The following is a 24,150-nucleotide window of genomic DNA, read 5'->3' on the forward strand; positions in this document are numbered from 1 at the left end:
AGTACTAGGTTTTATGTAAGAATGAACATGCAGTCATAAATACACGAATATTCGTATATACACATGGCAATACACGAATACGCACATAACAATACACAAATAGCAATAATGGCTGAAACTGTCCTAGTACCAGTCAAAATAATCAGCCGACGCTATCCTTAGTCGGCTACATCTACAGCAGAAAAGATTACTTCCAGATAGAGTCGACTTCTTCTTGTGTTAGGTAACGGTATTCACCCAACTCCAAAGATTCATCCATCTCGATTTCACCGATACGCTCACGGTGTAACCCTTCAACTTTATTACCAAGTGCCGCAAACATACGTTTTACTTGGTGGTATTTGCCTTCGTGAATCGTTAATAGTACTTCACGCTCAGCACGAACTTCTAAGTGTGCTGGAAGTGTTAGGCCATCTTCGCTCTTAAGCTGGATGCCCTCTTTGAATTTTTCAACGTAATCGTCTTCAACAGGTTCAACCAACCACACACGGTACGTCTTCTCGCACTTGTGCTTTGGTGATGTGATGCGGTGAGACCACTTACCATCATCGGTAATCAACACAAGACCCGTCGTATCAATATCTAGACGACCAGCAAAGTGCAGCTTGTCCATTTTGATTTCATCGAGTAATTCAAAGGCGATACGATTTGCGCCATCTTCATGCGAACAAACAAAGCCTTCTGGCTTATAAAGCATGATGTAACGTGGGCCGTGAACATTCAGTTCATTGCCTTGCCATTCCACAATGCACTCTTCAGTTACTTTGAGTGAACCGCTTTTTTGAATGACATCATTTACTGTCACTGCCTTGGATTTTAATAAGTGTGTTGCTTCTCTTCGAGTGACGCCTAATGCATCGCACAGAAATTTATCTAAACGCATGAATACCTCAACTAATCTAAGTCGGCTATTATAGTCACCTTTGCTCAATTAGTTGAGCTATTTCACACTATTTGTTTTCTACCCTACAAGACGCGATATGTATACACTCCGCCCGTACCAAGCTGATTCTGTAAAATCAGTGATTCATTACTTCAGAAAACACCAAACTCCAGCTGTTCTTGTGTTGCCTACAGGCGCAGGAAAAAGCCTTGTGATTGCAGAGCTAGCAAGGCTTGCAAAAGGTCGAGTGCTGGTACTCGCTCACGTTAAAGAGTTGGTCGAACAAAACCATGAAAAGTATGAAGGTTATGGGCTGAAAGGCTCAATTTTCTCTGCGGGTTTAGGGCGAAAAGAGACAGACCAACAAGTGGTGTTTGCTTCGGTTCAATCTGTGGTTCGCAACCTCGATTCATTCTCTAACCAATTTTCATTGTTGGTTATCGACGAATGCCACCGTGTTCCCGATGAAAAGACCAGTAGCTACCAAAAAGTGATCACTCACTTACGCGAGAATAATTCGGGGATCAAGGTGCTTGGGCTAACCGCGACCCCCTATCGTCTTGGTATGGGTTGGCTTTATCAGTATCACACGCGTGGACAAGTACGATCTGAAGAGCCTAGGTTTTTCAGAGATTGTATTTTCGAGTTGCCGATTCGCTACTTGTTGGACGAAGGCTTTCTAACACCAGCACGCATGATCGATGCGCCAGTATTGAGCTATGACTTCTCACAGCTAAAACCTGCAAGTACAGGTCGTTACAAAGAAGCCGAACTCGATATGGTGATTGAGCAATCTAAACGTGCGACCCCACAAATTGTCGACCAGATCATTGAACTGGCCAAAGACAAGTTAGGGATCATGGTATTTGCTGCCACTGTTAGACACGCACAAGAGATCCTTGGCTTACTGCCCGAAGGTGAATCATCGATCGTAATCGGCGACACACCAACTCTCGAACGTGACCAAATCATCAGTGACTTCAAAGAACGTAAAATCAAATTCTTGGTTAACGTATCGGTATTAACCACAGGTTTTGATGCGCCTCATGTGGATTTAATCGCGATTTTGCGCCCGACAGAGTCCATCAGTTTGTATCAACAAATCGTTGGCCGTGGCTTACGCCTATCCCCGGGTAAAAAAGAGTGTTTGGTGCTCGACTATGCTGGCAACAGTTACGATCTTTACCAACCTGAAGTGGGCGACCCTAAACCCGACTCAGACAGTGAAATCATCACCATCCCCTGCCCTGCATGCGGCTTCAACAATAACTTCTGGGGCAAGCTAGACAGCAATGGCTTCTTGCTCGAGCATTTTGGCCGTAAATGCCAAGGCTACTTTACCGATGAAGACACGGGCGAACGCGAACACTGTAATTATCGCTTCCGAGCCAAATACTGCGGTGAATGCGGCGCTGACAACGACATTGCCGCACGTATTTGTCATGAGTGCGATGCCACCTTAGTCGACCCAGATAAAAAACTTAAAGAAGCGCTGAACCTGAAAGATGCCTTAGTGTTTGAATGCTTAGAGATGGATCTTAACGTGCTCAAAGACGATAAAGGTAAATCACAACTTAAAGTCACCTATCGTGGCGAAAACCAAGCGCAAGTGCATGAATTTTGGTCATTAACCACCAAGAAGCAAAAACAAAACTTCAAAGATCAATTTGTTCGTCCTCATCTTGCAGACAGGCATCGCCCTTTTGAAGAGGCTTCACCTACGAAAGTAGTCGCTCACCAACATAGATTCCGCCCACCTCAATTCGTGATTGCACGTAAAGTCGGACGCTTTTGGAAAATGAGAGATAAAATATTCGAAGACGAGCTTCAACAGCGCTAACGTCTCACTTTTCGAGAACCTAAATCTCATTATTAATCAGGTTCACTTTCTGTTCAGAATCACTTTTTTATACTGAACGCTATCAACCTTCTCTAGGATTCGCTATGTTTAGTAAAGCTATGATTTCTTTGTTTTCTATCAGCTTAGGCTTATTAGTTTCTGCCAATGTCTGGGCCGACTCAGATCATAACGGTCATGACCTTGTACAAGATGTTCATAAAGCAGGAACTCGTATCGAATTTGAAGAAGATCAAGACGAAGTCTACGAAGCAGTACAAGAAGGCTATATTCGCCCTTTCTCAGAAATGTATGCGGCAGTTGAAAACGATCTGCATGGTCGAATCATTAAAGTAGAGCTTGAAGAAGATGACGACATTTGGGTTTACGAGCTCAAAATTAATCATCAAAACAACATCATTAAAGTCGAATACAACGCTGAAACGCTAGAAATGTTGATGATAAAAGGCCGAAACTTTAAAGACGCCATAAAAAACACCAACTAATAATTCATAACAATAAGAAGAGTAAAAACATGAAAATTTTAGTCGTTGAAGACGAACCTCGTTTAGGCCAACAAATTATTGAAACACTTGAGGGAGCAGACTGGGTACCAGAGCTTTCTCAAGATGGTATTGACGCACTCTACCGTGCAACATCAGAAGAATGGGACGTGATTGTTCTCGACCTAGGCTTACCAAAGTTAGACGGCTTAACCGTATTGAAAGGTATTCGAGACGAAAACATCAATACACCGGTCGTAATTTTGAGCGCTAGAGATACGCTGACTCAGCGTGTAGAAGGTTTGAATGCAGGCGCTGACGATTACCTAACTAAGCCATTTGAGATGGTAGAACTGATTGCTCGAATCCGCGCTCAGTTGCGCCGTGCATCTGGCAGTGCCGCTCCTATTCAACAAATTGGCGACCTAAGCCTAGACACGCGCAGTTCAAAAGTACTGTGGCAAGGTCAAGCCGTTAGCCTAACGGCTCTAGAATATAAAGTGGTTGCGTACTTCATGCATAACCAAAACAAGGTTATCTCACGTACGGAGTTGGTTGAGCACATATACAAACAAGATTTTGATCGCGACTCAAATACCGTAGAGGTGTTTATCGGACGTATCCGTAAAAAAATCGCGCCAAAGATCATCAAAACCGTTCGTGGCCTCGGCTACCAACTGAACGCTGAATAGCGCAGTCGTCAATTTAGCGCCATCACCAATAATAAGTGCAATCATCAACCAAATACACACATCATTAAGTGGATAGCCTGTTCTGATCATCGTAATGCTGATAAATCGCGACGAGCAAAGGCAGGCTAGAAATGTATGAATCTAAAAAAAAGAACACTAAAAAACATCAGCCTTAAAAGCCGCTTGCTCCTCGCTGCGGCTTTTTGGCTAGGGGCAATGATACTCGCTGCCGGTATCGGAATTCCAAAATTGGTTAACGATTATTTGGTCGATGACGTCAAACAGCAATTAAGCCTTACCATGGACGAGCTCACCGCCAATATTGAAACCAGTGATAGTGGCAACCTCATCATGTCCGAGCGACTTTCAGATCCAAGATTCAACCAGCCCTATAGTGGGATCTATTGGCGTGCCGCCACTCAAGATCAAACCATTCGTTCTCGTTCTCTATGGGATAAAGATCTCACCATTAAGCGATCACCTATCCACACATCGGTCAAAGGGCCACAAGATGAGAAGCTGATTTACATTGAGCAAGATATCTACTTACCTGAACTAAATGAGCCCGTTACCATCACTATTGGTCTTGATGAAGATCCACTCGAATCGACACTTCATCAACTGACAAGCCAAGTTTGGCTTATTTTGATGTTGTTGTTTGTGGGTGTCCTGCTGCTCATCGGTATTCAAGTCAGTTGGTCACTACTGCCGCTGAGTAAAATGCAGCGCGAACTGGTGATGCTAAGAAACGGCGAGCAACAAGGGTTAAGCGATAACTATCCGAAAGAGGTTTCCCCATTAGTTTCTGACCTCAATGCCCTACTCTTCCACTATCAAGAGTTATTGGAGCGAGCTCGTAACCACGCGGGTAACTTATCTCACGCGTTGAAAACACCGCTGTCGGTTTTGAAAAATGAGATAGAGCGACTTCCAGACGATGACAAAACATTGTTACAACAACCCATTCATCAGATTCAGAACCAAATAGATTATCATCTTGGCCGTGCTCGCATGGCAGGTGCAATGAACATTCTTTCGGTGAAGTCATCACCTTGTGAGCGTGTTGAAGCTATCTCAATGGCGTTTGATAAAGTGTATGCCGCCAACGAAGTCACCATGATTAACGAGCTAGACTCTGAGATTGAAGTTGCGGTAGAGAAAACCGACCTTGATGAAATGGTCGGCAACCTACTCGAGAACAGTTACAAATGGGCGAGCAGCATTATCCGAGTCCATTCGAATGAACTCGACGATGGCAACATTGAATTGGTGATTGAAGATGATGGCCAAGGCATTCCTGAAGAGAAGCTTGAGCAAGTCACCAAACGTGGTGTTCGACTTGATGAAACCACACCGGGAACAGGATTGGGGCTTAACATCGTGAATGAAATGGCGCACAGCTACCGAGGCAGCCTAACGCTCAGCAAGAGCTCAATGGGCGGATTGAAAGCCTCTCTGGTGCTTAAACTAAGTAAAGGCTAACCACATCCAGTAAATATTAAACGCAATAAGCCCTAGCGTAATGCTAGGGCTTAGTTCACTCGACCTTATATACGACTCTATATATCGTTCACAGCAACATCCAAAGCTTGTGAATCATCGCGGTAGGTTGCTACTCCGATCATCAAGATCCTGCCATCAGTATAATAGTCATGATCTTCATCGATCACTTCCACCGTTGCTAATGGGTGTTTAACTAACTCGATGTCTGGCAGTGACGTTCGTATCTGATTAGCGAGCCTATCTCGCTCTTCATCAACATTAGGGTCGATGTTATGAAGTATGGTAACAATACCCGAGTAAGGGGTGACTTTAAGGCCATCATCATAGCTAATTGCGCCTAACCACTGAGGCTGGTTAGTTTTAATATCAACACCAGCACGCCACCAGCGAATATGGCTACGCTTCATCAAGTTACCCGGCAATTGAAACGCCATATCTTGTGGCTTGTCTCGCCAATACAAATCAGACACTGGTGGCGTTTTGTCTCTAAGCAATGCGAGGTAACCTGCCCATTCAATCTCGTTTCGGGAGAACGTTTGATTCTCTATCCAGCCTAATTGCTTCATTAAATCTCTGGGAGTGGCTCCAACATAAATTACGTTGATCGCTTGTGCCGAGTAGAATGAAGATTTGCCTGGGAATGCTTTATAGGTCACCGAATTCCAGTCGACTTTTTCAATTTGAACCGTCTCTTGTTGATTCTGAAAATCATCGGCCTTCCAGAAAAAGTGAGCGTAGTTCGCAAACAATATCCACGCCAACAACAGCGCACTGGATTTAAGCACCAAGCGTCGCCACTTCATTCGATAACCAATAATGGTGAAGACCAATACCGTGAACACACCGGCGATCAAGCTATTATGCTCAGAGATAAATATCTTAAGGCTATTAAGCCACGGAAAGCTTTCAACGCCGTGCGCCAATAACATACCCCAAGCAATGAACTGCCCTCCACCAAGAGCCAAGCCGATAAACGCCAATACACTGAAATTGCGCCACGGTACACGATGCGAACCCGCTATAAATGGCACAACCCAAGCGATAGGCCCTAATAAGCGAGCAAAAAGAATGATGTATGTGCCTTTGCGAGCAACCAGATAGCGGCAGCGCGCAATTAATCTTTTGGTTTTAGGACGAAACTTAATGAGCCTTCGTTGCGCCTTAGCTCCGTATTTATAACCAATGAAATAACTGAGTTGGTCACCAAGCAAACCACCTAGCATTACCAAAAACAACGCCATCCATGCACCTGAATACAGTTGAAAGCCCGCTGCGATAAAAAAGGGCTCTCCCGGTACAAATAGGTTTGGACCAATGAGAGCATCACCCAATGCCCCCAGAAACAGCCCTAGTCCATCAAACATAACAACCTCAATACTTACTGTTCTTTGTAGTGACCAAACTTGTAGTTCATCTCGTTGTTACGCATTTCGCCTTTAAAGAAACGTCTTATATTCGCCTTAAGGTAAGTTGAGCCTGTCTTCACAACGCCATCTTGATCTAATCGGCGTGGGTCAAAGCCAAAGGTCATATTCAGAAATCTAAATCGCCATGTCTTGCTCGCGCGTTTTACGTAGTCACAGTCTTCACACAGGACGATATCTTCATCGAAACCGCCGATTTCATCATGCGCGCGTTTAGTCGAGAAAATACAGGCACCAATCGCCGTCGGGAAAAAGAACTGTGTAGTGAACAAGCCTGCGTTAAATAAGCCGTAACCAAACTTGTGTACAAGCGGCAGACCTTTCGAACTCATGTACACACCCGCAACTTCAAGCTTCTTCTCTTCTAGTTCATAAAGTGCTTTCGCAAGGAAGTTTCGAGGCAAGCTCACGTCAGCATCTAAGAAAAGGATTCTGTTGTATTGCGCCAATGAAGCACCCGTGTTTCGGCCAAGGCTCACACCACGGTTTTCCATATGATGAACAGTTAATTTTGGCAACGCGTTTTCATAAGCTTGTGCCACTTCCCTTGTGTTGTCTTCACTGTTGGAGTCAACAACAATCACTTCAAACTCTTGGTGGGTTTGCACACTCAACTCTTCCATTAAGCGGCTAATGCGTTTCTCTTCGTTTAGCGTAATTACGACAATGCTTACCGGTTCCATATTTTCACCTATTCATTCTGCTGTTTGATTAACACTAAGATTAACGAACCAAGCCTTAACCAAGTCTTAGGCAAACATTCATTTTCCGTTCATTAACTTAATGATTTAGCAGCGCTATAAATAGATAACATTGGCAATGTAAAAGACGATAAAATGGGGTAAATAAGAGTTAGTGAACGTTTTATCTTCAAACGAATCATTTATCGAAGGAAATTCACTTTGAGATGGGCTTCTGACTTGCTCAGATTTGAATGTGATGTTAGTATCCGCGCTCGCTTAAGCATGAACTCGTTTATGCATAAGCTTTACCACATACTCAAGGTCGCATTGAGGTGTGAAGTTAATTTTTACTAATTTGAGAGTAAAACTATGAAATTTGAAGCAGTAGTACGTACTGAACTAGGTAAAGGTGCGAGCCGCCGCCTACGTCACGCTGGTAAATTCCCAGCTGTAATCTACGGTGGCGAAGCAGCAGCTGTAGCTATCGAACTTGTTCACGCTGAAGTGATCAACCAAATGGATAAGCCTGAATTCTACGAAGCAATCACTCTGTTGATTGACGGCGCAGAAGTTAAGGTTAAGCCGCAAGACGTTCAACGTCACGCGTTCAAGCCTAAAGTTGAGCACATGGACTTCATCCGTATCTAATTCCCTACCAAGGAATAAGATTGGATAATTCCAAGCCTTCTGCATAGAAAAGATAATCGATCTTACCAGTCGAGAAATCTAGAAATTCGAAACCCCGATGCTACCAACATCGGGGTTTCACCGTTTTTGAGCCCTCAAAAATGTCGTAAATCTCGCGCAATACACTGAAAATAATCAACTTTCCTCTTCCCCACTTTATCCCAGTTTTGCTTGGGTGGATTAAGGGTGGACGAAAGGTGGACTTATACAGTAGTTTTTCTTGATTAAAATCTTAGCGTATTTTTAACCAAATTCAACTATAGGAAAAACTGTCTAAGTCGTTTCTGTACAAAAGCGACTTGAATGAAGTCATCGTGATCTCAATCAAAAGGAGCTAGTAATTTTTGAGTAAAACTCCTCCCCTCTGTTTACCAAGTAACAACCTATGTCATTGCCCGTAAAATTAGCTCTTGCAACGTCACTTGCGCTATCAATGCTCGGAAGTGCCGCAGCTTCTGAACTAACGTCATACAATATTGAAGGTGAATCTAATGAGATCTTAACATTTAAAGATGGGATGGTTCTCAAACTCACAGGACAGTCATACGCTGGAGGCTACGTCGGATACATTGGATATATTGGTTATAGTGAAGAAGCAATTTTTCTTGGTGAAAAGGTTTGCTTAAAAGGTAAGTCCTATTTTTACGAGTTATACAAGAAGCCTACAGCACACTACTCTCAGAACTTATATAGCGGCGCAGAAGCGTATACAAAAGTTGAAGAGCTATGTGGTAGCTTAGGCATATTGAAATAATTTAGATAGCTGCGATACAGTCGATACTATATGTATGTTAGACAAACGTTGTGGCGAATTAACTTTGGTGACAGAGCGAGGTTTTTCAACCAGATAGCGCATATATGTTACTGTCCGCTTAGAGACGGAAGCGACTCAATTAAGCTAAAATACCCTTACTACACTTTATACAATTAGTCACAACAAGAGCAAAATCATGCAAAGACTTCTTATTCTAGCCCTTATATCAGGTGCGGCACATGTTAATGCCGCGTCTTGCTATAGTGATGATTATGGTAACACTACGTACAGTGATGGATCATCTTCGTACTCAGATGATTATGGGAATACAACATTTAGTAATGGTTCATCATCGTATTCGGACGATTACGGAAATACTACATATAGTGATGGGACTTCGTCTTATTCGGATGATTATGGGAATACGACATTCTCAGACGGTACTACATGCTATTCAGATGACTACGGAAATACGACTTGTAATTAATCCTATAGACCGATGAGACTCTCCTTTTTCCAATTAGATACGAGATAAAATCGTCTTAGTGTGGCTACTATAAAACGCTATTGCGCCAGAACAGTCAGTTCGACAAGTACTACTCACTGCATCTTATGCCTATATTTAGCTATGATAGGGCTGTGAGTAGTACTACCTTGTACCACTTTTACTCGGAAAGTTTTGCGCACGTATCTCCTTTTATCGCATTTCATTAATAATCGACGGGTCAAGGTCTTCTAGATAAGCCAAAATACGATTATCTATGTTGTCCCCACCAAAGCCTACTTGATCAATGTCGCAGAGCAAATCAAATGGTAGTTTCTGAAGACCAGTCAATCTTTGTTCCGTTGTAGGAGATACAGGTTCAACCGAACGAATCAAATCGACAAATATTGACTCATCATCACGTTGAATAATCTTGTTTGCATAAAGTTCTATTGTTGCAGGATGCGGATAACGAGACTTCTTATCGCTGTAGTTAACCGCTTTAATACTACCTAAACTCATAACGCATCCATTTAGCTGATTAAATTCAGATTGTGTTAATACTATCGTTACCTTGTACTTATGCGATAAATAATGAAACTTAGTGTAATAGGGCAATCGAATTCGTTCATCATAATCATGCATATTACAACTACCCGTCCAAGTAACTTCATTCAATCTCTTACTGAATCGATTTGAGATTTTTTGTTTGGCATTGTCGAAAGCTTCTTCCTGTGTTTGACCACGCCCCTCAATTAAGCCCCAATTTTTTTGGTCCCAACAAGTATTCAATTCATTTAAGATAGCGATAGGCTCTTTCTCTTCCTGCTGCTCTAGAAATACATAAACCAATAAATCTACAACATGCTTTGGTATCTCTTCGTCATAACTTAATTTCATTTTTTCCTACCTAACCTGAGTGGTTCACATTTGAGTTGCTTGATAAAACTAGTTACATTGTCATGGTTTGAATACTTAATTATACTTAATTGATGCTAATATCTACTTATTCCGTTATATATCAACAACTTAAGGGTAAATATGTTTTTGGGAATGTGGTTAAGAGACCCCGCTTACGATAATCGAAAGGTAGAAAATTTCGACAATATCTATGATTTAGCAATCCAAATGGGGCTCAAGCAAAAGGATATCGCAGACCTGTGTGGGGTCTCATCACCCAACATATCGCATTGGAAAAATAATAATAAGAAAGATAAGCCGACCTATACACAAATCAAACCTTTGCATATCAAGATTGGAATAGGAAGGATCACGCCAGAATTCAAACCACTACCGGAAGGTGCTCGTGTATATCCCGCTTATTATAGTTTCATCATGGGCATAGTAATGGTTATCTTATTTTGTTGTTTAGTTGCAGTGATATGGGTTCTCTCTGTAGAGCCTTGTTTCCGTGATTGGACGATCTGCAAACAACTAACATGGAGTGATATGATTCAGTACGGAATCATTAAAATGAAGGAAAAAATCGTTGTTAAGTAGACTCAATCATTTTCGTGTAATAAGCAGTATTTATATATTCCGTAACTATTTGCTCTTTATACGGGCATTCAAGACTGTGTATTGGGTGTAAGTCATATTAACCCGGAGGATAGACTTCGCCCTTAGTACCCTACTCGCTTCTGTTCAGAACCTTCATAGGCTGAATTTTTACCCGTGGCACTTTCTAACTCAAAAGTGCCATGAAACGTATTTCAGCGATTGAACTCACATTCTTTTTATTTGTTTTTTGCTCATGCCTTGAAAGGTCCCAATGCTGCCCACAGATCGTGAATGAGGAATAACCTTAACAGTAGAGTGGATATAGTAATGAGTTTGAAACCAGGTCCAAAACCAATCGCTAAATCGACAGGAAAGCCAGATCAACGTCGACGTGACAATAAAAAAACGCCAGGAAATACACCAGGGTTAAAGCCTAGTAAATCCTCAAAATGAGAAAAGGCCACTTATCAAAGTAACTTGATCTCCAATGCTGAGCCAGAACTAGCTGTGCTGGCTCTTTTTACTAATAGTTCACAACAAATTAGGTTGAATTGGCGAGAAAAAGTTGATCACAGAGAAAAAGTTGGCTCTTCTAGCTCTAAAGTGCCCCATTGTTGGCTAGACCTTTTACTCATTCACATCCTGTTCATGGGCGTTTGCCATACTCAATTTTATCCGAAATAATTGATTTTTAATTGGTCAACCATAAAATCCCTTAGTTATTAAAATTTGAAATACGACAATTTAACGCCTAACAAGTAGTATGTATCCGTACACAAAAAAGATTTAACTACAGGGAGAAGAAGAGTATGAGAGTTCGTATTTCTGGAAGTAGTTCTGATACCGCCGAGCTACTGATGGGGATCAAAGGGTCTGCTAGACGCATTCGGTTTGACTCAAGGAGGGACCGATTTAATATCCCCACAGTCTAAAAACTAGTATTCGTAGAGACTTAAATGCCAACTATATTAAGGTCAATGGTGAGAATATCGCTATTGCAACGCAGTACCCTTACCATCACCAGTTGGAAGCACATTTACAGTTATTGGTAGATAATAGAACCCCAGTATTAGTGGTGCTAGCAAGTAATAAAGATATTGTAGAGGATCAAATGCCTGACTACTTTTCTGTTTCGGGTATCTATGGGGCTATAACGGCGACTTCAACTTTAACTGGTAAAGTGGATCTTACCGATTCGATTGAAGCTAAAACTTACAACCTCGATATAGATGGTTATCAAACAAACTTAACAGTACCAGTGATACACGTTCATAATTGGCCAGATCACCACACAATCACCCCAGCGAATACAGAAAAGCTGATTGTAATGATTGAGTCGGTATTGCTGGAAAGGAGAAGTTTTTATACTAAGCGCAAGAGTCGTGCGGTCGATGACCCAGATAAACTACTGCCGATAGTACACTGTCGAGCTGGTGTTGGAAGAACTGGGCAAACAATTGCTGCAATGGCAATGCGTAAACACCCTAAGCTAAGTTTGGCTTCAATCACCAAAGATTTGAGAGTGTCACGCAACGACTACATGATACAAACTACTATTCAGATGGAGACACTTGTGCAAATTGGTCTTGAAACTAAAAATAAGGACTTTGGTGTTGAGTAGCCTGCACTATATGTCGAATGGTCTACGCCTTTGATACTGGACATAAAGTTAACGATTTTCCACACCTGTCTTTATTAATAAATTTATAATTTAGGAAATTCGCTGACAAACTTTTGTCCAAAATCCTTCCAACTACACTCGTGATGACCAATCAAAAAGGAGGTCATCATGGTGGTTTTCAACAAAACGAAGCGTAGTGGCGTCAAAAAACCTTTTCGGCTTGAGGAAATTTGGCGGATCAGAACCAGATTAGAAATTGAAAATAATTTGATGCAACTTGCGTTGCTCAACTTAGCAATTGATAGCAAGCTTAGAGCGAGTGACTTGCTCGCTCTCAGAATTTGCGATGTATCTTCGCAAGATAGGATATTTAATCGCGTTAAGCATATCCAACGAAAAACAGACATTGAAGTTCAATTTGAGATAATGTCAAGAACTCAACAAAGCCTAATGAAATGGATTTTGATTGCTTCACTAAGCAGCCGAGATTTTCTTTTTCCAAGCCAAAGGCGTGAGCATAAAGCTATAAGCTATTCGTACTATCGCTCTCTAGTTAGGAAATGGGCGTCAAACCTTGGATTAGATCCGAACCTGTATGGCACTCATTCGATGAGACGAACGAAAGCGACACTGGTCTATGCAAAAACTAAAAATATTCGAGCAGTGCAGCTTTTACTGGGACATACAAAGGTAGACAACACGATCCGCTACCTTGGTGTTGAATTAGAAGATGCATTGCTACTTTCAGAAGGCACTGATTGTTAGTCGAAATGAACCCTATTTAATAGGGTTCACATTGTCATCGACAAAGTTATGCCCCGTTATCTTTTAGCTAAATCTATCAACAGAAAAAACCAAGCCACGTGAGGACCTAGTTTTTTCTAATCTGAATTGTGTCAGCAACCATCATCCAATATTTGAATCTTTTCACTTAGAATTTAAAATCTTCCCACAATTTTCGAACTGAGCTCTTAGGGTCATTGATCTGTTTCGATGTAACATCAAATTGCATTGTTGGTCGTTCCGAGAAGTTGTATGGAGACCAAGCAGCTTTGCTTGTTTTGATGAATGTTAACCATTGGTTGTGCATGGTATTAATAAGTTCAACTGGAGGCTGTGAGCCGACAAATGTTTTTGCTTGTTCATTGTCAGTTGTATTAAACACAAACGGTACGTCAACAAAGTGCGCGGCTCCTAAGTGACCATCAAACGCTGGTGACATCCAAGAAAAGTTATAATGCCAAACTTTATTGTCGTTTTTAGTTAACTGTTGAGCAATGTGAAGTGCTGGCATTCTAAACGTAAAATCAGATTGGATGTCGGCAAAAGTGTCTCCAATAGATTTTCCGTTGTCTTTTGTTGAATACACATCATCAGGGCGGCCTTCCAGTGACAAGTCAGACAATAGTAGCGACTTCGTTTCTTCGCTCGTATTGTTTACGGCATGACTTGGTACAAGGTACAGGCGTGACTCTTGATCGGTGCTACCAACGATGACCGGAATAGAAGGAGAAGCTTTAGTGAGATCTTTCATTGGAGACTCGACAATGATATCGCCATCAACAACGGGCAAAAATGCGGTGCCTCCCCATGTCATCATTCCCCATTTGTCGCGATCTTGTATGGCGTAACCCATATCAATAACGTTCTTAACTAATTTAGGAAATGAAATGGTCGATAAGCCTTCAACGGTGGCTGGAATATTCAGTTTTTTGGTATAGCTTTGTGTGATTTGCTGAGCTTCTTTCTGAGTTAAAAATGCCATTGGAGGACTTTGCATAATGGCTTTCTGGAATAGGCCTTCTGCTTTTTCGGTACCCAATAAAATGGCAACACTTTCTGCCCCAGCAGATTGACCTGCAACAGTAACTTGGCTAGGGTCTCCACCAAAATCTTCGATGTTATTTTGTACCCACTCAAGAGCCATGATCTGATCAAGAATGCCGCGATTATCCGGTGCGCCTTCAAGGTGCATAAAACCATCAACGCCTACACGATAATTAATCGTTACAACAATCACGTCATTCTGAGCAAAGCTTGTTCCGTCGTAGGCTAACTCTGCCGCATCTTCTCGGATGAATGCGCCGCCAGGAATCCACACCATGACTGGCAGTTTTTTATTTGATGCCTTGTTGTTGGTAGCTACGGCGCTCGTAGGTGTCCAAATGTTCAGAGTTAGATCATCGGGAGCCCCCACCAAGGTGGTGTTTTTATCTCGGCTAGGCTGTGGGACAGGTTGACCTGCTTTTGTTGCATCTAATACTCCGTTCCAAGTTTCGTATGCTTGCGGTGCTCGAAATCGGCGATCTGCCGTAAAAGGGTTTTGCGCATATGGGACGTCATAAAATGTGACCACGCCATCATGGTTGCTTCCCATAAGCTTACCAGACTCAATGATTGCCAAAGTTGAGCTTTCAGGATTTTGAATCTGGGCAAATAGTGTATTGCTTTGAATTAAACCTGCACTGAGGCATGCGACTAACATCATTGTTTTTTTCATTTTATTCGGCTCGGTATTGGAATATAAGGTCAGTATAAATCCTAGTTTGAAGTTGATATATATGCTATACGTCAATAGATTGTTGCATAAATCGAACTATTGAGGGTGTATGGATAGAATCATATCGATGGAAGTATTTGTTTCTATTGTGGAATTAGGTAGCCTAACTGCGGCCTCTGAAGAGCTAGGAATATCACGCTCCATGGCGACTCGCCACATCGCTGCGTTAGAAAAATCGCTAGGTGTCCGTTTATTATATCGTTCAACAAGAAGCCTAGGAATTACAAATGTAGGTCGAGAGTTATTACCTTTTTGCCAAAATATTTTGAAGCAAAATGACCGGTTATATAGCCTTGCTCAAGAGCAACAATCTCAGCCCAAAGGTCGAATATCCCTGGTAACGAGCATTTCATTTGGTCAGCTTTATCTTGCTCAAGCTATTGAGAGATTCATGCTTAAGTACCCAGAAATTGTAGTCGAACTCACGTTGTCGAATCATTCACTGGATTTGATTAAACATGGAATTGATATGGCAATTGAATTAAGTAACGACCTACCCGAATCTTTAATTGGAAAGAAATTGGCTGATTGCCCATCGGTGGTTTGCGCTTCTCCTCAATATCTAGCAGAACATGGCGCTCCTTTATCTCCTGAAGATTTACTCGATCACAACTGCTTGATCCACAAACGAATAGGCAATGATTGGCTGTTTGTTCCTAAGGTCGGATCTAAATCTGCTCAGCCCATTAATGTGACGGTCACAAGTAACTACTCTGTAAATGATAGTTCCATACTTCTTAATGCAGCGATTAATGGCAAAGGTATAGCATGTTTACCTCTGCCTTTTATTGACAATGAAGCACAAGCTGGAGCTCTCACTATTCTGCTAACAGACTGTCAAGTGAACCCTGTTGGCATATGGGCGCTGTATCCCTCAAGACAATACCAGCCTAAGTTACATCGATACTTGTTGGATTTTTTGCAAGAAGATTTATCGATTAAGCATGATCAAATGCGTAATATTGATCCATGAAGCTATGTGGGTAATGAAGCCAAGCAACAATGTACCCTACCTAATCGGTTAGTTACTTCTATCCTTTTAAAGGTTTCGTAATATCAACATGTAATGAATGAGTTAATTTAGATTGCTGCATAATGGCTGCCCGTATAGTTGCGATACTGGAAGTTATGTGAAAGTTCAGCGTGTCTGATGGTTCGTAACTCAGAATTGCCCCATTATTTGGTAGACCTTTCACTCATTCATATCCTGCTCACAGACTTTTTCCATACTAAATCTAATCCGATGAAATAGGGTAGGATCATGCTCAATTTTAAGTGTGAACAGGCAAAACATTATCAGATGCTTCGAAGGTCAGCTAACCAGACGAGAACAGACCAAGCCGGCATGGCTTGGTCTGTGTGCTAAATCACTCTTTCCTTTCACCTCCTTCGTTCTTGTTCCCTCACTAAAGTCAAATAAGCCCTAAAAACACTATATTGCAACCCTAAGACCTATTTCTCACCACCATAGCCTCTACACTCAAGTTTCTAGAATGGAAAACGCAGTAAATAGGGAGAGGAAAGTATGAATTGGAATGTGGCACCAATGATGGCTTTGGTCATTTTGCTACAAGGGTGTGGCGCACAAAATAGCTCACAAGCTATTGAACAGAAATACACAAATCACGCTTCTAAATTTGCCACTATTGAAGGTAAACGAGTGCATTACCGAGATGAAGGACAGGGTGAGGTGGTGATTTTATTGCATGGCACTTCGTCGTCACTTCACGCGTGGGAGCAATGGACGCAAATCCTCAAACAAGACTACCGCGTCGTACGTATGGACTTGCCGGGTTTTGGCTTGACTGGGCATCTGCCTCAAAACCAGTACGAAATCGCTGACGATATTGCCTTTTTGAACGCATTTACGAGAGAGCTCGACATCGAACAGGCACATTTTGTAGGTAGCTCTTTAGGAGGACGCATAGTGTGGGAGTACGGTTTGCAACATCCAGAGCAGGTTATAACCCTTACGTTGATAAATGCGTTAGGTTACCCGCAAGAATCGTGGCCGCCAGGCATTGAGATGGCCCAGTGGCCCGTCATCGATAAAATAATGGAACATGTCACTCCAAGGTTTATATTCGAAGATGAGCTTAAAGAAGTTTACTTCGACCCGCAACTTGTGGGTGCGGTGTTGATTGATCGTTACTACGAACTGACTACCTACCAACAAAACCGACAGGGATTCACACGTCGCGTCAAGGCATCGCTGGATGAGGACTCGGAAAAGATAACACAAATTGCTAAGCCGACGCTTATTCTTTGGGGGAAGGAAGACCGTTATTTTCCAGCTGAAAATGCGAGAAGATTTGAGCGTGATATTCGGGGCTCTTATGCTATTGTGTATGACGATGTTGGACACTTACCGATGGAAGAGGTCCCAGAGCGATCAGCAGAGGCATTTAAACAGTTTATCTCGATAAGGTAAGCCTTAGGAGTAACCTGGTGCCAGCGCTTGAACGCTTTGTAGAAGCTGCTGGTATCTTTAAAACCAAGACGATAGCTCAACTCGGTAAGGCTTGGAGGCGGGGTTTGAGTTAGCCAACGGACTGCTAGCTGTTTTCTAGTATCATCAAGAATACTCTGGAAGGAGGTATGCTCTTTTACCAGTTTGCGGTAGAGCGTTTGTCGGCTGAAGTGTAATTGCTGCGCAACTTTGTCTACGCTGAGCAGTTCTCCATTTTCTAGTGCGTTTGCTACTATGGTCCTGACTTGCTGCTGGAGAGGTTGGGTTTTGGTTAGTGTCTCAAGATGACTTTGTGCGGTTTTTGCCATCATCGTTTTCAGATACTCACTACTTGTCGCAATGGGAAGGTTGAGCCATTTCGACTCAAATATCAACTGGTGATAAGCACTGTTAAATTCAATGATTTCTCCAAAGGCGGGTTGATATTTATCCACATAGTGCGGAGTTAAATACCCAAATTTAGCTTTGGTTAGTGGGAAAGGCTGGGCACTCAGCATTCTTGCCCATGCCACCATCGCACTCATGCTGCGTTCAATGGCGGCTCTAGGGTAATCATGGCGTGATTCAATGGAGAGGGTTAAGCGGCACTGCTGTCCATCGTCATCCACTTGCCAACACTCCGAAGCATTCATCAGAAAAATATTACTTTGGAACGTGTTAAATGCATCTCTTAACGTCGCGCATTGGCTTACCCAACTTGCGAGTACACCTTTTGATTTAGGAGATATAGTTTGCCCTATGATGAGTCCAATTTCGGGCGATGGATGGTGCTGTTCGAGTAGTGACCATAAGGCAACCATTTGGCTTTCTGGAAGTCGAGCCGACAACGTTAGCTTAGCGCTGTTTTGAATAGCCTCCAGCATTATACCATCAAAGTGATTAGATGCTTCTACCTGTTCACGCAAAGCGGCAGGCAACAGTGAATAGGCATTTACTAATTCAATGACAGAGGCGAATGAAACGGATTTATCGATAGAGTTATCTGCCATGAGTGTTACCAAAATTTTAAGTCATAGCTAACTAATATCGCAATATTCCTCGTCTATCAATCTAGAGTGCTTCTAAAAAATGGTAAGTTCACAATATGTTAGCTGATTGAGGTTATAAAGTAATCTCTCAAAAATCGGACTATGTCCTCTATTCAATTAGGGTTAGTGACTTATACGTTGACAACTGAAATGCATAAGGAAAGGAAAACTAGTTCAAATTTCACGCTGACAGGAGTTTGTTACCTACGTCATTGCTAGTCAATCATCCTCAAATAGAGTATCCAACTCGTCCCTGCCAGATAGTTCTGTAGATTTAAGTTTTAATCTAGATCTCAAACCATAGAAAGTCTGTGTAGCATTCAAAATTTCTCTAAAACTCCAGTAAACCAGCCACTCTCAATCTTTAAGAGGCGTGCGCCCCTTAAACCTACGGGGCGGTTATTAATGCCACTTCTTTAACCTCATTCGTGACACTTAGATTCAAACGTTTAACTCGACACTAATGATGGCCCTCAATTATCTTCGGGCGTTAAAGGATAGGGATAGGGATAGGGATAGATAAAACTAAGTCTCAACACCGAGCTCCTTAGGTGCTCTTTTCCAACCCGCGAATTATTTGCTCTAAAAACTTATTTTTGTCTAACTTATAGCGAGATAACCAGCCGCCGAGCTCATAAATGCGTGTTCCGTTTTTCCTTACAAACGTTACAGGATCATCAGTAGCGGTCAGGATGTACATCTGACAGTCCATTTGGTTGACCTTAGAGCCTTTCTCTTTATAGTGCTTGTCATTATATAATCGGCTGATCTCACCAGACAATTTTATGTCCGCACCTTTCATAAGTCCTACCATCAGGTCTTGGTCGAGGATGAGCTTATTAGGGACACTTTGAGGGTCTAGATACCAACTCACTAGCTGAGCATTATGATTCCATACCACAGCCACATTTCTAGTACAGTGCAGTATATCAACGATTTCATCTACCGACTTATCACCCGTTTTATTACCAACGCCCTTTATCTTTGAAACTGCTTCATCTTTCCTAACTTTCTTTGATTTTAGTTTGGATAGCGTTTGATCGCTCTTGGTTAAGAAATAAGTCGTTATATTGTGGACCGAGGCTATAGGACGCGAACGCTTCTGATTTGGGCCCCTTTGGCGACTTGTTTCTGCCTTCAGATTCCGAATTCCCCCATAACTAAACAACTAACACAAATCACTTCTGACCACTTTTCGGCATAACCTCAACAGGTGGTACTTGGTGCCAAATAATGTCACTTGTGCCTGTATAGATTTTTGTTGTTTTAGCGTTCGCATGCGCCATTCGCTCGGTAGCACTCTGCCCTTGCTGTTCAATCATTCGAGCAGCCAGCCCTCGAATTTCATGATAGGTCGGCCTTAACGATTTCTTTAGGTGACTATAAAGCCCTAAAGAGTCTCGAACCTTACTGAACTCTTTACTTATATTGTGGTGATGTACTTGGTAAAGATGGTCCGTCTCTTTTGAAATACCACGTTGCTGCTGTTTGGGTTTACGGTGAACGATATAAGGGCAAATCAATCTCGATGTTTTAGAAAGGTCAACAATGTCTTTAATCGTCAGGGTGACAGGAATGGCCACAGTGGAAGCATCGGACTTTTTCACCTTCTCTCGGTGAACATAAAGCATTCCATACACAGCATGTCCATCAACATACTCCACCTCTTTGTCAGGGTTCCAAAGAATCCCACAAACACCTTCCCGTGGTTTGTATATACGATAACGAAGCCTATAGATCTCCCTCACAGCATGAGTCGTCTCAAGAGTTAGGCTCATTGCAACCTTAAGAAACAGTGGTGCTGCATCGTAGACTTTTTGGTAGTTTTCGATATCTAGGTCGTGGCGAGCTTTTGTGTAATCTTCTCTGGTCAATCGACGCTGTTTTTTATTGAGTACAAAATTACTCTCAATAGCGCTCTCATCAGCAAGATAGGAAAATACCTTTTTAAGGTTACTGATCTTATTGTTGAGCTGACGATTACTTAACTCTGAATAGTATTTCGAAAGGAACTCATTGATGTGCTGTAACTTGATCGATTTGGTTGGCAACCGCCCCATGAACTCATCAAGGCGGTTACAGTCCCTTTCCAAATTTCGATAAACGTCTTTGGAAAGCCGTTCTTCTTTCTTCACACGAGACAACACTAATGGAAGCCACTCTTTTAAAGGCCGATTAAATTTGTCCTTACGGCCTTTGGAGACAGCTTTGCGAAATGGGGTCATCTCAGAAAGGGAAAACGCGCTTCCTAGCTCAGGACGATATTGCAAGTTGTAAACATGCGCAGCTTGTATCGCTTCTTGCTCTACAGTCCCGATAGGAAATAGCTTCTTCACACCATCTACGGTCGTAAATCGAGATTGCCCCCTATGGCTCATTTTCACCAAGAATGGAGGGTAATGAGCCGTTTCTTTGCTTCTAGCTCTACCAACCATTTATGACTCCAAGAATCTTAGAAGTTCACTCACCCTGTCTGCAGGGTTCCCTATCTCGTCGTCAACACAGACTAAATATCGGCCCGTTGGCGTTCTAGTACCCTCGAGCTTGCCATGTTTAATCCAGTTTATGATGGTGGTGTTGCATATCCCTGAATCAGGGTAAAACTCATCAATAAATTGTCTAGGTCTGATTTTACGCGTCGCCATGTCGTTCTCCTTACCTTTCTCACTACATGAAAATTAAGATTTTTCATCTACTGGTAGAAAAACTATGCACGATTTTTTCAGTGACATTCTATTTGCGCAGCAATTAACGAAAAGGATTCCCGAAGCGTAAAACTATTCAACGAATCGATTTCAAGCCCACGTTAGGGTGGACTAATACAGTAGTACCAAGTTGCTAATTCATTGATTTTATTTGACTATTTTATTGGCCTTTTTAACCGTTTTTTAGGCCAATTAGAGCTTAGCCACCAACTCTAAATACATGAAATTCATATAAATCAATACCATACAGCTAAGATTACTACCAACATCGGGGTTTCACCGTTTTTGAGCCCTCAAAAAACGTCCAAAACATCTTATCGAATCCAAACTAAAGATACCTACCCACGCGCTCTACTTCTTTCAAAGCAATACCATCGGCTGCTATACCAACAGGAGCTGAACCTAGTGAATACCACTTAACATCATCAGCCTCTTGAGCGGTGATATCTCCTTTCCAGTCACTCACGATAAAATAATGAATCAACTGAAGTTCCTTCGTAGGATGGTAAAGCGAACACAAGTATTGGTAATCAATCGGAGCTACATTAAGCTCTTCATCGAGTTCACGAAACAGCGCCTGAACCTGATTCTCACCGTGCTCAATATGACCACCAGGTATGGTGATTAGGCCAGGTTCGGTCTCCTTAGACTCGCTTCGCTTCTCCAGCAATACTTGTGATTCGTTGAGCAAGATAAAAGAAACACACTCGTGTACATCCATTGGGGGTTTCCTTAGGCCATAGTTTATATATTTAGACTTTCTTTACGACAACAGAACCCGCAATGAAGTCGTGAATCGCTCTGCGTTTGTGATTAAACAACATAGAGATGAACTCTAAAAGAACCCAACCTATCATTGCGTAACCAACAAAAATAAAGACTCGGCCTTGCTCTAAGCTTTCCCAGGTTTGGCCGTAGAACGACAGTTGTGCATAAGCATAGAGACTAAAAGGTATAAGCATGATTGGGACAATATCTCTCATACAAGACTGTTTGAGGGTTAGGTTTCTGCTTTCAGATACATCGACCACTTTTACTCTCGTGACCATCTTACCAATCGTTTGTCCATATTTGGCATGCATACCAACGTAGTAAGTAATCCCTATTAGTGAATTCACAATTCCCCAAGCAAAAACACCACCTGAACTAATCACTCCAGAAAGCACGTAATCATCTATCCATTCCAATGGCAAAAATACGATTGAATCTATCCAGATAGCAAAGAAGCGTCTCCAAAAATTTGAATACTTATTGGCGTACATTCTTGTTCCTCAAGCACTTATCGATAACGAAAGAGAGAAACTACAACACATCAGTTTTTAAAACATTAAACTGACTATAATTTATAAAACAAATGCGAAGTGGTATGCATATACCACCATTCCCCCAAATTGACTAGCCGATTCACCTACTCTCGAATCAGCTTTTTGCTCAGCCTTTCATACAATTCAAAAGCTTCTGTTTTAGATATCAAGTTTCCGAGAGCGTATTGATGAGCTAGCTCAATATCGTCGCTTTGATTGGAGTAATAGCGCTTGGCGACTGCAGCACACTGGCTCAGGTTGGTGTACCAACTGCCATCTTGCTCGGCCACAAAGTAATACGCCGATCGCACTAACTTTTTACCAATTACCTTAACGACATCCGCATTAGTCATTGTTTTGAAACTCGAGGGCATTTGCTTAAGAAAAGTAGACAAGTCACCATTAAGAGCTTGGGCTATTTCATTACTGGGCTTATATCGTGGAAACTTTATAGATAAATCATTCCCCCAAATACAACAGCAACAATGCTTGAGCCAAAACTGCCAATGGAATTCTTCGTTGGGCTGCAGAACCTCTGAGAGAGACCCTGGATCAATATCAAGCTTAGTCACTTGAGGATAGGTTTGGGGTATGGTGTCGGAAAGTAGGTTAAATACTTCCTTTTCTCTCTGACCAACAGGCGTAGCGAGTACGATAGAAACATCCAAATCAGAGCAACGAATCAACGACTGCTGACACCACTTCTTGAAATTCAGGCGCAATGTTCTTTGGCGAATAAAGATTTTGAATAAATCCTTCTCTATCGAGCCCTCTATCTAGCTTCTGTATGCCACTTTCCATCACGAAGCCTTTTTCCAATCAGAATCTAGAGCCGCCAACACAACTGTATCCCACCATTGACCTTTGAAAAATCGATGATTCTCAAAGCGCGCTTCTTCTTTCATTCCCAGTGACTGACACAATTTGATGGCTGCCAAGTTCTTACTGATGGTTTCGGCGTAGATGCGGTGTATGCCTAACTCTGAGAAACCAAAATTAGCGAGGGCTTCAGATGCTTCTATAGAAAGCCCTTTTCCCTGAGTTTCCCTTGAGAAAGCGCAGCCCATTGAAGCTTGTAGGTTGCCTTCAAGACGTAAACAAACGATTCCAATAAACTTCCCTGAATCTTTGCTTTCAACCGCTAGCTGATAGGACTGGCGTGGTACTTCCAAAGCCTGTGCAACAAACAACTGAGTTAGCTCTCGATATTTGTTAGGTTCACAATCACTTTCGTCATAGAAACGCTGATACTTTACGTCTTGAGACATAGCAACAAACGTAGACTCATCTTGAGGCGTCATATCTCGAAGAATCAACTTGTCAGTTTCTAGCTTAAACATCAAAATTCCTTTTTATTTTATAGCCATGAAGGGAAAAGTCTCGGAGGTGTTTACTCGTATACTTTCCCGTTATGCTTCAACCAACCATGAGTGTGATGATTACGAGGGTCTTTGTGCGTCCAGTGCATTACGCCACCTTTCTAATTCCATAATGAAATGTCATTGGACTGAC

Annotated in this window: 23 protein-coding genes and 2 pseudogenes; 11 read left to right on the forward strand and 14 right to left on the reverse strand. The window is 42.1% G+C overall.

The features are described 5' to 3' along the window. Positions 1–187: 187 nt before the first annotated feature. A complete protein-coding gene (gene rsuA, locus AC3CHU_RS09830; RefSeq protein ID WP_171307737.1) occupies positions 188–883 on the reverse strand; it encodes a 16S rRNA pseudouridine(516) synthase RsuA in 696 nt (231 codons plus the stop codon). 97 nt (positions 884–980) lie between these two features. Between rsuA and radD the strand changes: the two genes are divergently transcribed. The 4 genes from radD to AC3CHU_RS09850 all read left to right on the forward strand — a co-directional run bounded on the left by radD (position 981) and on the right by AC3CHU_RS09850 (position 5,397). Next, positions 981–2,723 carry a DNA repair helicase RadD gene (gene radD / locus AC3CHU_RS09835; RefSeq protein ID WP_004734668.1) on the forward strand — a complete coding sequence of 581 codons (1,743 nt, stop codon included), beginning with the start codon at positions 981–983 and terminating at the stop codon, positions 2,721–2,723. A 104-nt stretch (positions 2,724–2,827) separates the two neighbouring features. After that, on the forward strand, positions 2,828–3,226 hold the full coding sequence (locus AC3CHU_RS09840) for a PepSY domain-containing protein (protein ID WP_017074641.1): 399 nt from the start codon (positions 2,828–2,830) through the stop codon (positions 3,224–3,226). Positions 3,227–3,255: 29 nt separating this feature from the next. Then, complete coding sequence (locus AC3CHU_RS09845; RefSeq protein ID WP_102552778.1) at positions 3,256–3,915, forward strand: response regulator transcription factor; 660 nt, start codon at positions 3,256–3,258, stop codon at positions 3,913–3,915. A 135-nt stretch (positions 3,916–4,050) separates the two neighbouring features. Next, positions 4,051–5,397, forward strand: coding sequence for an ATP-binding protein (locus tag AC3CHU_RS09850; protein WP_488524444.1), 1,347 nt, complete (start codon positions 4,051–4,053; stop codon positions 5,395–5,397). Positions 5,398–5,474: 77 nt separating this feature from the next. Here the strand turns inward: AC3CHU_RS09850 and AC3CHU_RS09855 are convergent, their stop codons facing one another. After that, positions 5,475–6,782, reverse strand: coding sequence for an LssY C-terminal domain-containing protein (locus tag AC3CHU_RS09855; protein WP_488524445.1), 1,308 nt, complete (start codon positions 6,780–6,782; stop codon positions 5,475–5,477). 14 nt (positions 6,783–6,796) lie between these two features. Next, positions 6,797–7,525, reverse strand: coding sequence for a glycosyltransferase family 2 protein (locus AC3CHU_RS09860; protein WP_065205493.1), 729 nt, complete (start codon positions 7,523–7,525; stop codon positions 6,797–6,799). Positions 7,526–7,894: 369 nt separating this feature from the next. Here AC3CHU_RS09860 and rplY point away from each other — a divergent pair, with 369 nt between their 5' ends. Then, the gene (gene rplY, locus AC3CHU_RS09865) at positions 7,895–8,173 is read left to right on the forward strand and encodes a 50S ribosomal protein L25 (protein WP_017079048.1); all 279 of its coding nucleotides are present in this window, start codon (positions 7,895–7,897) and stop codon (positions 8,171–8,173) included. A gap of 424 nt (positions 8,174–8,597) precedes the next feature. Further along, entirely contained in the window at positions 8,598–8,966 is a 369-nt protein-coding gene (locus tag AC3CHU_RS09870; RefSeq protein ID WP_488524446.1) for a hypothetical protein, read from the forward strand. A gap of 697 nt (positions 8,967–9,663) precedes the next feature. Here AC3CHU_RS09870 and AC3CHU_RS09875 read toward each other — a convergent pair. Further along, positions 9,664–10,350 (reverse strand): hypothetical protein, encoded by a 687-nt coding sequence (locus tag AC3CHU_RS09875; protein ID WP_488524447.1) that lies wholly within the window; start codon positions 10,348–10,350, stop codon positions 9,664–9,666. A 141-nt stretch (positions 10,351–10,491) separates the two neighbouring features. Between AC3CHU_RS09875 and AC3CHU_RS09880 the strand changes: the two genes are divergently transcribed. From AC3CHU_RS09880 to AC3CHU_RS09890, 3 genes are all read left to right on the forward strand, one after another. Then, a complete protein-coding gene (locus AC3CHU_RS09880) occupies positions 10,492–10,950 on the forward strand; it encodes a helix-turn-helix domain-containing protein (RefSeq protein WP_488524448.1) in 459 nt (152 codons plus the stop codon). A gap of 994 nt (positions 10,951–11,944) precedes the next feature. Next, positions 11,945–12,571: a protein-tyrosine phosphatase family protein gene (locus AC3CHU_RS09885; protein WP_488525489.1), complete on the forward strand. Its 627-nt coding sequence runs from the start codon at positions 11,945–11,947 to the stop codon at positions 12,569–12,571. A 168-nt stretch (positions 12,572–12,739) separates the two neighbouring features. Continuing rightward, positions 12,740–13,336 carry a tyrosine-type recombinase/integrase gene (locus AC3CHU_RS09890; RefSeq protein ID WP_488524449.1) on the forward strand — a complete coding sequence of 199 codons (597 nt, stop codon included), beginning with the start codon at positions 12,740–12,742 and terminating at the stop codon, positions 13,334–13,336. A gap of 166 nt (positions 13,337–13,502) precedes the next feature. Here the strand turns inward: AC3CHU_RS09890 and AC3CHU_RS09895 are convergent, their stop codons facing one another. Further along, on the reverse strand, positions 13,503–15,059 hold the full coding sequence (locus AC3CHU_RS09895) for a carboxylesterase/lipase family protein (protein ID WP_488524450.1): 1,557 nt from the start codon (positions 15,057–15,059) through the stop codon (positions 13,503–13,505). A gap of 121 nt (positions 15,060–15,180) precedes the next feature. Here AC3CHU_RS09895 and AC3CHU_RS09900 point away from each other — a divergent pair, with 121 nt between their 5' ends. Together AC3CHU_RS09900 and AC3CHU_RS09905 are read left to right on the forward strand one after the other, a co-directional pair. After that, the gene (locus AC3CHU_RS09900) at positions 15,181–16,104 is read left to right on the forward strand and encodes a LysR family transcriptional regulator (RefSeq protein WP_488524451.1); all 924 of its coding nucleotides are present in this window, start codon (positions 15,181–15,183) and stop codon (positions 16,102–16,104) included. Positions 16,105–16,656: 552 nt separating this feature from the next. Then, positions 16,657–17,562: an alpha/beta fold hydrolase gene (locus AC3CHU_RS09905; RefSeq protein WP_488524452.1), complete on the forward strand. Its 906-nt coding sequence runs from the start codon at positions 16,657–16,659 to the stop codon at positions 17,560–17,562. On the opposite strand, the gene AC3CHU_RS09910 is transcribed toward AC3CHU_RS09905, so the two are convergent. From AC3CHU_RS09910 to AC3CHU_RS09950, 9 genes and pseudogenes are all read right to left on the reverse strand, one after another. Continuing rightward, positions 17,466–18,590: an AraC family transcriptional regulator gene (locus AC3CHU_RS09910; RefSeq protein ID WP_488524453.1), complete on the reverse strand. Its 1,125-nt coding sequence runs from the start codon at positions 18,588–18,590 to the stop codon at positions 17,466–17,468. The genes AC3CHU_RS09905 and AC3CHU_RS09910 overlap by 97 nt on opposite strands. Before the next feature lie 586 nt (positions 18,591–19,176). Next, positions 19,177–19,530: a hypothetical protein gene (locus AC3CHU_RS09915; RefSeq protein ID WP_488524454.1), complete on the reverse strand. Its 354-nt coding sequence runs from the start codon at positions 19,528–19,530 to the stop codon at positions 19,177–19,179. Between the two features lie 277 nt (positions 19,531–19,807). Further along, on the reverse strand, positions 19,808–21,064 hold the full coding sequence (locus AC3CHU_RS09920; protein WP_488524455.1) for a site-specific integrase: 1,257 nt from the start codon (positions 21,062–21,064) through the stop codon (positions 19,808–19,810). Continuing rightward, positions 21,065–21,274 (reverse strand): MerR family transcriptional regulator, encoded by a 210-nt coding sequence (locus AC3CHU_RS09925; protein WP_010434910.1) that lies wholly within the window; start codon positions 21,272–21,274, stop codon positions 21,065–21,067. It lies immediately after the preceding gene. Positions 21,275–21,662: 388 nt separating this feature from the next. Beyond that, positions 21,663–22,055 carry an NUDIX hydrolase gene (locus AC3CHU_RS09930; RefSeq protein WP_488524456.1) on the reverse strand — a complete coding sequence of 131 codons (393 nt, stop codon included), beginning with the start codon at positions 22,053–22,055 and terminating at the stop codon, positions 21,663–21,665. Positions 22,056–22,086: 31 nt separating this feature from the next. After that, complete coding sequence (locus tag AC3CHU_RS09935) at positions 22,087–22,596, reverse strand: RDD family protein (RefSeq protein ID WP_076645430.1); 510 nt, start codon at positions 22,594–22,596, stop codon at positions 22,087–22,089. Between the two features lie 146 nt (positions 22,597–22,742). Next, positions 22,743–23,427 (reverse strand): annotated as a pseudogene (locus tag AC3CHU_RS09940) (nucleotidyltransferase domain-containing protein). A gap of 11 nt (positions 23,428–23,438) precedes the next feature. Beyond that, positions 23,439–23,978, reverse strand: coding sequence for a GNAT family N-acetyltransferase (locus AC3CHU_RS09945; RefSeq protein ID WP_488524457.1), 540 nt, complete (start codon positions 23,976–23,978; stop codon positions 23,439–23,441). Between the two features lie 50 nt (positions 23,979–24,028). Continuing rightward, positions 24,029–24,118 (reverse strand): annotated as a pseudogene (locus AC3CHU_RS09950) (DUF3465 domain-containing protein); the annotation flags it as partial. Positions 24,119–24,150: the final 32 nt, after the last annotated feature.

Source organism: Vibrio sp. QJM3NY_39 (genome assembly GCF_057785895.1).